Source organism: Streptomyces cellostaticus (assembly GCF_001513965.1).
Classification (GTDB): Bacteria; Actinomycetota; Actinomycetes; order Streptomycetales; family Streptomycetaceae; genus Streptomyces; species Streptomyces cellostaticus.
In genome coordinates this window covers 1-13413 of record NZ_KQ948077.1, presented here as the reverse complement: position 1 = coordinate 13413, position 13413 = coordinate 1, and the positions used below count along the sequence as shown (strand labels likewise).

General features: G+C 70.9%; 10 protein-coding genes. 5 read left to right on the top strand and 5 right to left on the bottom strand.

Translation table 11 applies throughout. From position 1 onward, the window contains the following. Positions 1-690: 690 nt before the first annotated feature. On the bottom strand, positions 691-1608 hold the full coding sequence (locus AQI88_RS41730; RefSeq protein WP_067011010.1) for an NADP-dependent oxidoreductase: 918 nt from the start codon (positions 1606-1608) through the stop codon (positions 691-693). Positions 1609-2159: 551 nt separating this feature from the next. Continuing rightward, positions 2160-5198: a WD40 repeat domain-containing protein gene (locus AQI88_RS41725; protein ID WP_067011008.1), complete on the bottom strand. Its 3039-nt coding sequence runs from the start codon at positions 5196-5198 to the stop codon at positions 2160-2162. 234 nt (positions 5199-5432) lie between these two features. On the opposite strand from AQI88_RS41725, the gene AQI88_RS41720 reads away from it, so the two are divergent. The 3 genes from AQI88_RS41720 (at position 5433) to AQI88_RS46420 (ending at position 6756) form a co-directional block, all read left to right on the top strand. Beyond that, positions 5433-5648, top strand: a complete 216-nt coding sequence (locus AQI88_RS41720; RefSeq protein WP_067011006.1) for a hypothetical protein — start codon at positions 5433-5435, stop codon at positions 5646-5648. Positions 5649-5764: 116 nt separating this feature from the next. Next, a complete protein-coding gene (locus AQI88_RS41715) occupies positions 5765-6112 on the top strand; it encodes a sigma-70 family RNA polymerase sigma factor family protein (protein ID WP_317936480.1) in 348 nt (115 codons plus the stop codon). Between the two features lie 494 nt (positions 6113-6606). Then, entirely contained in the window at positions 6607-6756 is a 150-nt protein-coding gene (locus AQI88_RS46420; RefSeq protein ID WP_159050569.1) for a hypothetical protein, read from the top strand. A gap of 64 nt (positions 6757-6820) precedes the next feature. On the opposite strand, the gene AQI88_RS41710 is transcribed toward AQI88_RS46420, so the two are convergent. Next, entirely contained in the window at positions 6821-7405 is a 585-nt protein-coding gene (locus AQI88_RS41710) for an RICIN domain-containing protein (protein ID WP_067011004.1), read from the bottom strand. A 116-nt stretch (positions 7406-7521) separates the two neighbouring features. Further along, positions 7522-10077, bottom strand: coding sequence for an ATP-binding protein (locus tag AQI88_RS41705; protein ID WP_067011002.1), 2556 nt, complete (start codon positions 10075-10077; stop codon positions 7522-7524). Between the two features lie 293 nt (positions 10078-10370). On the opposite strand from AQI88_RS41705, the gene AQI88_RS41700 reads away from it, so the two are divergent. Both AQI88_RS41700 and AQI88_RS41695 read left to right on the top strand, forming a co-directional pair. Then, positions 10371-10643, top strand: coding sequence for a DUF4242 domain-containing protein (locus tag AQI88_RS41700; protein WP_067011000.1), 273 nt, complete (start codon positions 10371-10373; stop codon positions 10641-10643). Between the two features lie 621 nt (positions 10644-11264). Continuing rightward, a complete protein-coding gene (locus AQI88_RS41695; RefSeq protein WP_159050568.1) occupies positions 11265-12623 on the top strand; it encodes a hypothetical protein in 1359 nt (452 codons plus the stop codon). Between the two features lie 128 nt (positions 12624-12751). Here AQI88_RS41695 and AQI88_RS47275 read toward each other — a convergent pair whose 3' ends face one another. Then, positions 12752-13288, bottom strand: coding sequence for a group II intron maturase-specific domain-containing protein (locus AQI88_RS47275; protein ID WP_208616090.1), 537 nt, complete (start codon positions 13286-13288; stop codon positions 12752-12754). Between the last annotated feature and the right edge of the window lie 125 nt (positions 13289-13413).

Sequence of the window (13413 nt, the reverse complement as noted above, 5' to 3'; positions counted from 1 at the left end):
GGTCGAAGGCGGGCATCGGCCGTCCCAGGGCGGGGTGCGAGCCCTCCAGGGATCGATGACGACCAGCACCGCCTGGGCTACCAGCTCACCTCGGCTGGCGTGTTGCGAACCCTCCAGGGATCGATGACGACAGCGCGGTTTGCGGCCGGAGCACCCTTGTCGTACGGGTTGCGACCCCTCCAGGGATCGATGACGACGGGCACGGGCTGGGTCGACCTCGGCTACATGCACCCGTTGCGAACCCTCCAGGGATCGATGACGACCCCCCCAAACCTGCTGGAGTTGATCGTGAACCAGACGTTGCGAACCCTCCAGGGACTTATGACGACGGCGCCTGGCGCTGACGGAGACGCGTAAGCTCGTGTTGTTGCGAACTCTTGAGGGACCGATGCCGACCACGACCATACTCAGCCTCACGGACACGAACTCCACGTTGCGAGCCCTTGAGACCGATGACAGCGATGATGCTCGGGCTGATCCTGATGTTGAGAATCCCTCCAGGGATCGATGAGGCGGTTCAGAGAACCCACAGGTTGTCGCGCTCCCAGCTGTGATCCCTCCAGGGTGTCAGTGGCCAGTTGCAGTTCCCCACTGGCGGCCACCTGATGGGGAGTCATCTGGCCGCCATTGGTGACGCTGCGTTGATGGTCGGGGATGCCTGCTCGATGGGGTCGCCTCGGGTAGCCGTGGCTAGGGCTGGAGCACGATCTTGCCGTGGGTGTGCTGCTGTTCCAGCTCGCGGAAGGCGTCTCGCACCTGTTCCAGCGGGTAGGTGCGGGCGATCGGCACCTCCAGCTGCCCGCGCGCGGCAAGCCGGGCCAGCTCGCCGAGTACGACCGCGCACGCCGCCGCGCCTTCTCCGTAGGTCCGCGCGCCGACCTTGGCCGCGGCCTGCCAGTCGCGGATCGTGTCGATTCGCTCGGGCCGCACGCCCAGCTCCACTGCCAGTGCCACGTAGCCGTCGCCGTAGGTGTCGATGAACGCGTCGACCCTGCCGCCGGACGCCTGGCGGATCCGCTCGGCCACACCTGGCCCGTACTCGACCGGGAGGACACCGTGATCCTTCAACCAGGTGTGGTTCCGCTCGCTCGCCAGCCCGATCACCGTGGCGCCGCGCCGCCGCGCGAGCTGTACGGCAAGCGACCCGACGCCGCCCGCCGCACCGGAGACGACGACCGTGTCGTCCGGGCCGGGGTCCACCGCGAACACGGTGGCGTAGGCGGTCGTGCCGGCCACGTACAACGCCCCGGCCACGTCCCAGGCCAACCCCGCCGGACGGGAGACCAGATTCACGTCGTCGACCACGACGAACTGCGCGTGGCTGGCCCGCCTGTGCGTGAAGCCCAAAACCTCATCACCCACCGCGAAGCCCCGCACGTGCGGGCCGGCCTCCACCACGACGCCGGCCAGGTCGCTGCCCTGCCCGGAGGGAAACGCCGCCGGCCAGCGTTCGTGCAGCGCGCCCGTGCGGATGTGCGCCTCGCCGGGCTGGATCCCGGCCGCGCGGACCTCGACCAGCACCTGCCCAGGACCGGGCACCGGCCGCTCCACCTCCTCCACCCGCAGCACATCGATCCCGCCGTACTCGTGAAACCGCACCGCCTGCATCGCGTGATCACCGCACTTCCTCGTCCGGACAAGGCTTGGCCGGCCGCGCGCCACAGGGCCGACGCCGACCGTGCCACCGTGTTCAAAGATCAAGCGCGGATCCTTATTCCCAACAGCACTACCGACGGCGATGCCGTCCGCGCCCAGGATCCGTCTGCGGCCTGACTCGCACCACACAACTCGGGCCCCGGGACATCGACGGAAGGTGACGGCGGAGGTGGCCGTACATGGGGAATTCTCAATGGCCGCCGACACCAGGGGCTGATGACCCATGTTGCCGTGGCGTTCCTGACCGCCGGCGCGGACGATCAGGTCGAGGTCGTTCTGCAGGGCCGCGCCAGGGGGGTCCGTCCAGACGAGGGTTGACCGTGGCTGGCTGCATAAGCGGCCCGACAGGAAGTTCACCGCTCGCCCGTGAGCTTCGGCTGCGAGGCGGTTCCGAGCGTAACTGAGGTGTCCCCGGTGGCCATTGGCAAGTCCCGGCACCGTGGCCAGTCGCCGCAGAGGCTGGGCGCAAGCGGTCGGACCGGGCACCGCAGCAGACAGTGGTTTCATGGGACCAGGGCGTCGCCGCATCGCAGCGCCAACGTGCCGCACATGCATCCGACCACCAGGAATTGCTCGGCGGCCGTCACGGACAGGACCTCGGAGTTGATCCGCAGGTGGTCGAGGTGCTCCAGCGAGGTGAGATCGACCAGGTCGATTCGGAAGCCGCTGATCATTGTTCTGCGACCGTCCGGGTCGGTGTCGAATCCCCCTTGAGTGCCGAAGACCAGCACCCGCCGGCCGGCGATTTCCGTCAGTGCGAGTGCGCCCCAGGTCGAGAGCAGTCCAGTGGAACGACATCGGATCAATCGGCGCGTGGCCAGGTCCCAGATGCTGAGGTGACCGCCATAGGTGCGGGTGACCGCGACGGTCAGCCCGTGCAGCGTGGTGACCGTGACAGCACGGACTTCGTCGTCGTGGAGCATAGGCTCACCGATCGGCAGACCGGTTACCGGATCCCACATCTGCACGCAACCCCGTTGCCCGTCGCTGGTGCTGCCCCCGGTCAGTACCACGGGTTGGCCGCCCACTGTTCCCTGCGTCATGGTCCGCGTGAAGACCCCGGGGTGTTTCCCGCTGGGGTGCGCGGGCGAGCCTGTGGCTAGGTCGAGGAAGTGGACATGGCCGCTGAGTTCGGCGGCCACTACCATCGGACGTGCGCCGTCCACTACGGCAGCGCCCTGGATCCAGCTCGCTCCGCTGAACAGCGGGGAGGACTTCCAGCGGTCCACCGCGGCGGCACGGGTGCGTTCGTGTGTCTCGCAGGACACCGCCGGGCATAGGTGCCACAGGCGAACGGCCCCGTCGTACCCACCCGCCACGACGTAGGTCTCTCCTGCGACCTGTCCGCTGGTGACCACGTATACGGTTCCCCCCTGGTTGGACGGGTTGGGCGCCCCGCGCCCGTCGCCGTAGACCCAGGCGAGGTGCGCGAACCAGTCGTCACCGAAATCGGCTTCGGAGCTGTAGGGGTTGTCTGCTCCCAGCCGGGCGAGGCGTCGACCGTCGGACAACCGGCGTACGACGAGGTTCCCGTGCCCGCTGTGTACCAGAGTTGGCTCACCATCCACCTCGACGACCGTTGCTGCGTGGATGTTGCCGTCGCAGCAGCCGTGGACGTCGGTCACGTTGTCCCGACCCAGGTGTGCCCACGGTGTCGCCCACGAGCGGTGCGGGGCGACACGGGGGACGTCGTCCGCGAGTCGGTCGAAGCCGAACTGCCGGGCGGACTGTTCGAGCAGCGCGGCCCGCCGGGGCGGTTCTTCCCCCGGCTGGGGAAGAACACGGCGGAACCAGGTACTGCGGTTGTCGGGCTTTGTCAGGTGACGGTTTCGCTCGCTGAGCGCCGTCGACAGCTCGCCGTACTCGGCCGCGAGGAGCAGGCCGGCGTCGTCAAGGAGCGGGTCGAGCAGTCGCGCGGCGGCCGCGTGCCGGGAGAGGTAGCGGCGGACGTACGTGGGGGCTTTCGCCCACTCCGGGCGGCTTTCGGAGATCGGAGCGAGACCCGTCAGGACGCGCGTGATCCGGCGCTCGACGATGTCGTCGTCCTGGGCCAAGCGCAGATAGTCCACCAGCGCCTGGTGGTAAAGACGGTAATGGATCTCCTCCTGGTCGACGGTCTGCTCCACCAGGAAGTCGGCTGCTGTGGAGAGCAGCCATTCCAGGTCGGCCAGGGTGTAGGTGCGCTGGGCGACTGCGCTCGCGAGCTCGACCCAGACCGTGTCACGGGCCAGGCCGGTGCCGTGCGCGTAGGCGAGGGGCAGGAGGAGGTCACGCACCCGGTGGTGATCCGGGCCCAGGCGGAACAGGTAGTCGTCGAGAGCGTCGGCCACAGTGCCCGGCAGACGCGACAGTTCTTTCCCGCTCGGGTCGACGACCGTGTCGCTGTCGGTCAGCGTCCGGCTGACGAGCTGGGCGATGAGGAAGGTGGGGTACGCCCGCTCGGCGACCGCTTCCGCCACGCGTGCGGCGAGGTCCGGCTGGTTGCGGTAGGGGCTGCGCGTGTGCGGGTCGTCGGCGGCAAGCAGCCTGCGGCGCACGTACTCGGCCAGGTCGTCGAGATCCAGCCATGGGCGGCAGTCGAGGTCGATGATGCGGGCGTCGTGTCCGCACGCGGTCAGCAGGCTGTTGCGGGGGCCGGGACGGGTGCCGACGAGGACGCGTAGGCCGCTGACGTCGCGCGCCAGCCGGCGCAGGGCGCGGGCGAGACCTTCCGGATCGGCCGCCTCGTCCAGCGCGTCCACGACGACGGTGAGTTCGGCGGGCCAAGCCGGAAGGAGCCCGGCGAGGACGTCCAGTCGCTGGGCTTCCGCCGTGCTGGTCAGGTCGATCCCTGCGACGGCGGCGATACGGTCGAGTACGTCGGACACCGAGCGGCCGCGGGCGAGGACGGCGAGATCGACGCAGCCGGTCGGCGGAACCGTGGCGTCCGGCGCGCCGTCCACCGGCGTTCTCTTGCGCAGGTCCGGGTCTGCCAAGGTGACGATGCGTGCCAGCACCGTGGACTTGCCCGATCCGGGTCCCCCCGTCACCACCCGCACCCGCCCGTCCGGGGCGCCGCCGGAGAGCCAGGAGACCAGCTCGCTCAACGCGCGGTGGCGGCCGGTGAAATACCAGCCGGCTCGGCCCTGTTCCGCACCGCGGGCCCTGGGATCCCAGTGCGCGCTCAGCTCGCCGGCGTCGAACCACACGCCGTCCGGCAGGGAACCGGGCGAGTGCTCCAGCAGGCGGGTGATGCGCTGGATGTTGTCTCCGAGGTGGACGAACTCCGCACGAAGCCGTTCCTGCGGCGAGGAGGTCTTCGACGGCTTGGGCTGGGCTGCCGCGCGCAGCTTCGTGAGGGCCGTGGCCAGTCGGCGCTGCCGCTGCCGCTGCTCGGCGATGGTGGCTGTGAGCAGGGCGCTGACGAACTTCTCATCGACTGAACGGCCTGCAAGCCGTTCGCTGATCGTGGTGCGGGACATGTGCATTTCCCTGGCGAGCATCGTCAGGGTCTTGCCGCTGGCGTCGACCTGCTTCCGTAAGAACTCCGCCAGCTCGCGCACCTCATCGCTGTCCGTCCTGACAGGCTCCCAGCGTCGCCCTCTCTTGCCGCGCTCGACCACGTGCACCCCCCAGTGCTGCCGACCGCCAGGCCTTCTGTCCGTCCGGACAATGCGGTCTTGTCCGGACCTTACCTGTGGGAACGCCCTGAACTTGGGCGGACAAACAAACCGCTCACCAGATTGGTGACATGGCACCGCGAACCCGCGCGGAGGCCGGCTCGCAAGGAGGTCCTCATGATGCCGTCCTGGCTGCCCCGCGCGCTCGCGCCCGGCGCCCGTCAGTGCGTGATCGTCGCTCTGTTCATCCCGGCGGTCCTGATCGCACTCACCGCAGCGGTACCGGCGATGCTCGTCCTGCCGTTCCTGCACGAAGGGACAGACCGCGCTGTGCAACTCCTCACGGCGCACACCGACTACATGCGCACGCTGCTGGACGGCAGCCAACCCTGACGACGACCCGTAGGGCGGCGCGCCGAGTCTCTGACGCACCACCCGTCACCCTCCCCGGGTAAATGACTCAAATCGGGGTGGTTCCCCGGCCAGGCTCGCTGCGCCGGTGTGAAGGGATGGGCAGCACGGTGAAGGCATTCCGCGCCGCCGCCCTCGGCGGCGACTTCGAAGGGCTCCTGCGTGTCCTCGACCCGAATGTGAAGCTGACCGTCGACACCCCCGACGGCGTGGTCGTCACCCTCGGCGCCACCGAGGTCGCCGCCGGCGCCCGCATGTTCTCCGGCGAAGTCGCCCGCCACCGACCCGTGCTGGTCAACGGTGTTCCCGGCCACATGTCCTGGCGCCCCGACGGAACCCCTCTCTCCGTCATCGCCTTCACCGTCACCGAAGGCCGGATCACCGGCATCCACATTGTTGTCGACCCAGCCAAACTCGCCTCGTTCCGTCTGCCCGCCCCGGCCTGAGCCGGTGTCGTCAGGGTCGGCCCCTGTATGTGCAAGTCATCCCGGGCCGACCGAGTTCGTCAGCTTGACCCTAAACCTCGACCTTGATCACCGGCGCTCGGGTGGTTACCCGTTGGTGTGATTGCCGGACATGGGGGCGGCCTTCTCGTGATCCTGAACTCTGCGACGAGGTCCAGGTGTTCACGAAAAGGCCGCGGTGATGAGTGTGGTGCAGCGGGTCGGCGAGCGGGAGGCGTTCGCGGAACTGCGATGGGTGCAGATCTTCTGAGGGCGCCTGTCAGTCCCTGCTGACCTGCGCTTTCACGCTCGGCCTACACGACGGCCCCCTCGGGCACAGCCGGCATCCGCGCTGGTCAGCGAAGCCCGAGAGCGCGGCTCAACTGTTCCAGCGCGAAAGGCCGCGGCGCGGGTCGTCCCCGATCACACAGCAATGACAAACTCGCTGCTCACGAGAGTCTGATCAACCCTCAGAGGATCTGCACCCCACGATCACCGTGGTCTGGTACACGCTGCACGGCCACCACCCGGCCGACGCCGCCGAGCACCGTGAGCGGGCCCCGTGGTACACCACCAAGGCCGGCCGGCCCACGGATGAGGAAATCCGCGCCGTCCAGCAGGCATGGGCCGCAGCCAGCGCAGCCTGATCACCCAGACCTGCCAGAACGTCGAAAGCCGAGGCGTGGTGTCGGACGGGGTTTTCGGCCGTGGTCAGGCCTGGGAGAGGTGCCAGAACTGTCCACTGGTGGTGCTACAGCCGTTGATCACGACGGCGGTGCCGTTCTTGGACGTGTTGGGGTACAGCGCGATGCACTCGTTGCTCAGCCCGGAGGCCAGCCACAGGTGGCCGAACCCGTCGGCGGGCCGCAGCTGCCAGGACTCCTGCGGGAGGGAGGCGTTGCACGCCGCCTGGTCGAGCTGGGCGCCGTCGACGGGTTCGGCCACGCTCATGCAGTAGCCGCTGCCGGTGTTCTCCAGCAGGAAGAACCCGTTGCCGAGGTCGATCGGCCGCCACACCTGGTTCAGCTCGCCGTCGCAGGACCACTCGTGGACGAGCGTGCCGGGGTCGAAGCGGCCGTTGCCGTCGACCTCGGCGCACTTGCCGGCGTGGTCGTTGACGATGTTGTAGTTCTGGGCCGCCGCCGGCCGCATCCCGCCCGGCGCCCGGCCGGCGGCGGCCGGTGCCGCCGGTCCGGCGCCGGTGGCCTCGGCTGAGCCCGCCCCGGTCAGCGCGGCCCCCGCCGCCAGGACGCCAGCCAGTAGGATCCCGGCGCTTCCCGTCCTCGTCCTAGTCATGTGGTTTTCCCCTCCCGTGGTGAAAGTGGCGGGACGTCACCGGCTCGTCGCGCCCGAACGGCGCGCCGGCGGCGGTGGGACGGTGGTACGGAAGACCGCCGGTCCGTCGCCCGCTCTCATGGACGGGAACCAGTGTCCGGCCCGCGGTGCGGCGGGACATCGGGAGCCGCTCCCCATCCCGGGGCGGCGATCTCCCTACGCATGGTCACGTCGCGTCGGCTGCGCACGCCGAGTTTGGCCAGGACGGCGGAGACGTGGTGGCCGACTGTCTTTGTGGAGATGTGCAGCCGCTGCGCGATCTCCGTGTCGCGCAGGCCCTCCTCGAGCAGCGCGAGCACCTCTGCCTGCCGGGCGGTCAGCCCGTCGGGGTGGGTGAGGGTGGACCGGCGGGGCGCACGTCGGCCCTGCTGGCGCAGCTGTTCGGCGATCCGGTCGGCGGCGGCGCGGGCACCGAGCCGTTCCAGCTGGTGCAGAGCCCGGGGGAGCTGCTCCGGGTCGCGGGCCAGCGCGAGCCCGGCCTCGTACGGGCAGCCGAGCGCCTCCCACGCGGTGGCGGCCTCGGCCGGGGGCAGCCGGTAGGGCTCCGCCGCGGCGTGGGAGCACGGTGTCCGGCCCGGGTCGAGCCACTGCCCGAGTTCGCCCACCGCCCAGCCGTGGTCCAGCCGGACGGCCAGCTCGTAGGTGGGGCGGACCAGGTGGTCGGTCGGCCGTCCGGCCAGCCAGGCCAGCTCCGCCCGGGCCGCCGCGACGGGCCAAAGGCGTTGCAGGGATTCGGTGCGCTCGGCCAGGTCCCATGCGGAGTCGAGCGTTCCGGCGGCCCGTGGGTCGCCGCGCCTGGCCTGCAACCGCCCGAGCACGGTCAGGGCGACGATCCGGGCCGACGTGCCCGCGGCCGGATCGACGTCCGCCAGCGCGGCCTCGGCCTCGGCCCAGCGCCCGCGCTCGAACAGGCAGCGCGCCCACCAAGCGGCGGCGTACGACCGGTGCGCGTCGAAGTCCCGGGCCCCACACCAGGCGATGGCTTGGTGCAGCCAGGGCCCGGCGGTGGTGTAGCGGCGGATCTCACCGGCGCCCGTGCCGATGTTCGTCATCGCCATACCGACGGCCGCGTCGTCGCCGACGCTCCTGGCCGCCTCGAGACTCCGGACAAGGGTGGCCTCCGCGAGCTCGGGTTCACAGAACCACTGGGCTGAGCCGACCGCGTTGAGCGCCTGCGCGAGCGGGTGCTGCTGTCCGTACCGCTCGGCCAGCTCAACCGCCCGGCGCCCGGTCCGGACGGCCTCGGGGATCTCCCGGGAGAGCATCAGCAGGACGGCCAACCAGGCGTAGGCGGCGGCCTGGCCGGGCCCCGGGCGTGACCGGTCGGCCGCCGCGCGGGCGAGGCGGCCGGTCTCCAACGCCTCGGCGCCCCGGCCGTTGCGCCACAGGTAGTAGGCGCCTCTGGCGAGCAGCGCGGCCTCCTGGGCCCGCTCGCGCCGCTCGCCCAGGCACTCCAGGGCCTGCCGCAGGGCGTCGACGGCCTCGTCGTCCCGGCCCAGGCGCCCACAGGCGTCGCCGTAGGCCTCCAGGAGCTCGGCGCGATCCGCCGCGGGCAGCGGGTCCGCGAACCGCAAGGCCTGCGCGTAGTGCTCGGCGGCCTGCCGGTGGGCCCCGAGCGCCGCGGCACGCCGAGCCGCCGCGGGAGCGTGGCACAACACCGCGGGGCCCTGGTCCGCCTCTTGGGCGTGGTGGGCCAGCCGGGCGGGCTCCGCGCCCGCCGCGGTCAGGCCGTCCAGGGCGTCGCGGTGCAGGGCGACCCGCCGGGCGGGCGGGGTGCTCTCCTCGACGGCCAGCCGCGCCAGCTCGTGGCGGAACCGGACGCGGTTTCCCTCGACGACGAGCATGCCGGCGTCCACGCAGGCGTCGACGGACCACGCCGGGGCCGGGACCAGCGACAGCGGAGCGCCGTCGGGGAAGACCGCCACCGCTTCCAGGGCCTTCCGCCGGTCGGCGCCGAGCGCGGCCGCCCGGGCCAGCACGGCGTCCCGGACGGTCTCGGGCAGGCGCCGTCCCGGCTCGGCGAGCGCCTCGGTGACGAAGAAGGGGTTGCCGCCGGTCCTGGCGTGCAGATCGGCGGCGTCCCGCGGGTCGCCGGGGCCCGCCAGTGCGGCGACGGCCGCGACCGAGAGCGGTGCAAGACGGACCCGGACGACGGTCTGGTCGGTGGCGAGCGATCCCAGCAGTCTGCGCAGCGGGTGGGCGGAATCCACCTCGTCGTGGCGGTAGGTGACGACGAGCAGGCTGCGCGTCGCGGCGATCCGCCGCCCGACGAAGACGAGCAGGTCGACGGTGGCCTCGTCGGCCCAGTGCGCGTCCTCCACCACGACCAGCCACTCACGTGCCGTCAACTCGTCCAGGAGCGCGGTGAAGAGGGCGTGCCGAGGGCCGTCCGCCCGAACCAGCCCGGCCAGCGCACCGCCTGCCGTGGCGGCCATGTCGTGCAGCGGGCCGAGCGGCCGCGGCGTGTGGAGCGCGTCGCAGACACCGCGCAGGACCGGTCTGCCCGCCTCCTCGCAGAACGCCCGCACCAGCGCGGTCTTGCCGATCCCCGCCTCTCCCGCGACCAGGGCGATCCGGCCCGGCGGGCAGTTCCGTAACGCAGCTATGGCATGTTCACGCTCCAGCAGTCCCATGCCGGGAGTCTAGGTGTCGATGGGCGGGGCCGAGGCGGAAGCGGCCGCGCGGAAGCCCGGCGGGTGCCCGAAGATCGTTTCAGTCGGCAGGCGGGCGGGGTCGGCAAGGCGCCTGCGATCGTGGGTCCGGGTCCGGAGGTCGGCGCAGGGGGCAGGTTCGGCTGCAACTGCGGCTGGCTTCGCCACGCCCGCCGCCTGGCATGGGGAGTGAGCGGACCAAAGATGGGGAGGTGTTCCCGATGAGGCGAGGCCGTCGCTGCACGGATGCTCGTGGTGAGAAGGGAGCGTGCGACATGCCGCGATACCTCGTTCAGAGACACTTCACCGACGGGCTGCACATCCCGGTCGACGCCGAGGGCGCCAAGAGCTGCTCGACGGTGGTTCACAGCAACGCCGAACTCGGTGTCACCTGGGTCCACTCCTATGTGAGCATCGACAAGAGCGTGACGTACTGCGTGTACGACGGGCCGTCCGAGGACGCCATCCGGAGGGCTGCGGACGCTTCCGGTCTGCCGGCCGACCAGGTCACTGAGGTCAGGGTCCTGGATCCGTACTTCTACCACTGAGCCTCGGCTCATCGTCGGGTGGCACTGCCCATGGTCGCTGGCGGCTGCGGGCGCCCCGGGGTGGCCGCGGTGGCGCCGCCCGCGACACCGATGCCGGAAACCGGACGCTCGGCGGGACCGCAGGCCTGTGATGCGGTGCGGCAACACGCAGGAGCATCACCCGCACACTGCGGCGGCTATGCACCTCGCGGACCTCGGCGCACCGCCCCATCGCACCGCCCGAGCCGCGACCAGGGTCGGGTCCGAGCGTTTCGCGTCGCGGGACGCCGCCACGGCCCGGCTCCCCGCCGAATTGCTCGCGCCACCTGAGAAGGCGGCCGCCGACGGTCACGACACACAGGCCTGGTAGCCGGCCGCTCTCCTGGCGACCAGCCTGCGGAGCGACCGGCGCTGGGCCGAGCCGGCCCCCGTCTGCGAGATCGGCTCGGCGGCGGTGCGGCGCTCCGGTTCCGATGCCGGACTCGCACTCCTGACACGGTCCGCGGACCTCGCCGCCACTCGCCTGCGGCCCGCCACGGGCGGTTTCGGCGCGGATCCAGCGCCGCTTCAGCGCACCGGACGAGCGTGATGGACAGCACCGCGGCACCGTCGCCGCGGAACATCTCGAAAAGGAGTACAACCATGAGTGTTTCATCGGTGCGGGGCGGTCGCCTCGGCGCCGCCGCAGTTCTGGTGCTGACCGCCGGGAGCCTGGCCGTTGCGGCAGGGCCCGCAGGGGCCGCGCCGTCAGCGCCGTCGACGGTCGCCGACTGCGACCCGGCCGGCAACATCATGCTGAACCCGACGACGGTCGTGTCCGGCGGCTCGGTGAACGTCAGCTGGCACGTCGTCAACATCGCCGGCTGCAATCCGGCGATCATCTCCGAGCGGATCTCCGGACCCGGCTTCAACGGCGACGAAGCCGTGACGACGTCCGGCAGCCGCACCGTCACGCTCTCGCAGCCCGGGCCGAGCACGGCGACGTGGACGCTGAGCGTTGCCACCCGGTTCGGCGAAACCGCACTGGACGAACAGTCGGCCACCGTGGAGCCGGCGTTCACCGTGAACGGTCTGGCCGGCGCGGCGATCGCCTTCCCCGATGCCTCGGGCACCGAGACCAAGATGCAGATCCACTCCGAGGCCCGGAGCACGGGCGCCCCGGTCAAGTCCGGCACCCGGGTGGCGCTGTTCAACGTAGGCGGCGACTACGAGGCCGCCTACCAAGGCGCCAACGGCGACCTGTGGGTGGTGGCGCCGGACGGTACCGCGACCGACACCGGCCTCGGAATGGCGGCGGGGACCAGTCCAAGCATCACAGCCACGGGCGCGAGCAGCTTCACTGTCGCGTTCCAGGCCAACACCGGCGCCCTGTGGACCTACTCCTCCGCCACCGGCGGACGCAGCGTCGGCTTCGGGATGGCCCAGGGCACCAGCCCGAGCGTGACCCTGACGTCCGCCGGCATCGCGATCGCATACGTCGACCCGAACGGCAACCTGGCCGTCATCGACCCCGTGACCGGGTTCGGCGGGTACGGCACGCCGCACGCGCCGGTCGCGCCGGGGACGAGCCCCGCGATCACGTACATCCCGAACCAGAAGGACGCCTACGAGATCGTGTACCAGGCCCCGGACCACAGCGTGCGCACCGCTGACTACGCCCACGCGCAGACCTTCCCGACCCTGTTGACCGCGGCGGCGGGCACCAGCCCGGCGATCACGACCCTGCCCTCCGGCGAGATCGACATCGCCGTCAACGGTTCCGACGGCACCGTCCAGACCCTGACCTCGGCCGGCACCGCGACCACCATCGGCTTCGCCTTCCCGGCCGGCACCAGCCCGGCGATCGCCCCGGCGGCCGGCGGCGGCGCGGTGGTCGCGTGGGAGGACGTGAACAACACGATCAACACCTTCGTGACCGGCGTCGGCGTCACCAGGACCGGCGTGAACACGTTCCCCGGCAGCAGCCCGGCCATCGCGCAGATCACCAGTCTGACGCGCTGAACGGGTTCCGGGAGACGTGCAGCCTCTGAGTAGGGTCGGGGACTGGCGCGGTGGCTGCTGCTCCGTTTCCAGTCCCCGCCGCTCAATCCGGACATGAGGTTCTCCCTCATCCGGCTTTCCGACATCGTTCACCGGCTGGCATGCGCCATCGCCCAGTGCACGTTCCCGGTCAGGCGGTAGACCCCGAGCCGGCTGATCCACCCGTAGGTGTAGCGGGTGGTCCAGTTGCGGCCCTGTAGGCCGTGTTTCCGGCTGGCGAAGATCGCCAGCCGTTCGTGGACGTAACCGTCGACCGCGTTGAACTTCCGCCCGGAGTTCCCGTTGCGGAAGTACGCGGCCCAGCCCCGCAGCACGGGGTTGAGATCGGTGACTACGGCGGACACCGGCCGCTCGGTCTTCGAGCGCGAGGTCGCCGCGCGGATCTTGTCCCGCAGCACCCGCATCGCCCGCGCCGAGGGCCAGCGTTGCAGGTAGAACCCGCCCCGCCACTTCCACGACTCCACCTTGCGGTGGTGGAAGCCGAGGAACTCGAAGCCCTGCCCGCCCCGGGAGAGGCAGACGATGCCGGACTTCTCCGGGTGCAAACGCATCCCGAGGGTGCCGAGCACCTCCGCGGCCAGTTCGCGTGCCTGCTCGGCACGTTTCCTGGTCGGCGACAGGACCACGAAGTCCTCCACTTCTTGGGTACCAGCCTTCGCGCTTACTCAGGCTGCTCAACGCGTAAGGCGGCAAATGGCGTTACTCGGGGCTCTGTCATCAGCAGTCCGACCGGCCCAACCCACCGGACACG

Bases quoted from the DNA above. Each gene is read 5' to 3' on its own strand.
- AQI88_RS41715 (WP_317936480.1), top strand. From the start codon at position 5,765: ATGGGCAGCACGGTGAAGGCATTCCGCGCCGCCGCCCTCGGCGGCGAC.
- AQI88_RS41700 (WP_067011000.1), top strand. From the start codon at position 10,371: ATGCCGCGATACCTCGTTCAGAGACACTTCACCGACGGGCTGCACATC.
- AQI88_RS41710 (WP_067011004.1), bottom strand. From the start codon at position 7,405: ATGACTAGGACGAGGACGGGAAGCGCCGGGATCCTACTGGCTGGCGTC.
- AQI88_RS41720 (WP_067011006.1), top strand. From the start codon at position 5,433: ATGATGCCGTCCTGGCTGCCCCGCGCGCTCGCGCCCGGCGCCCGTCAG.
- AQI88_RS41730 (WP_067011010.1), bottom strand. From the start codon at position 1,608: ATGCAGGCGGTGCGGTTTCACGAGTACGGCGGGATCGATGTGCTGCGG.
- AQI88_RS41695 (WP_159050568.1), top strand. From the start codon at position 11,265: ATGAGTGTTTCATCGGTGCGGGGCGGTCGCCTCGGCGCCGCCGCAGTT.
- AQI88_RS41705 (WP_067011002.1), bottom strand. From the start codon at position 10,077: ATGGGACTGCTGGAGCGTGAACATGCCATAGCTGCGTTACGGAACTGC.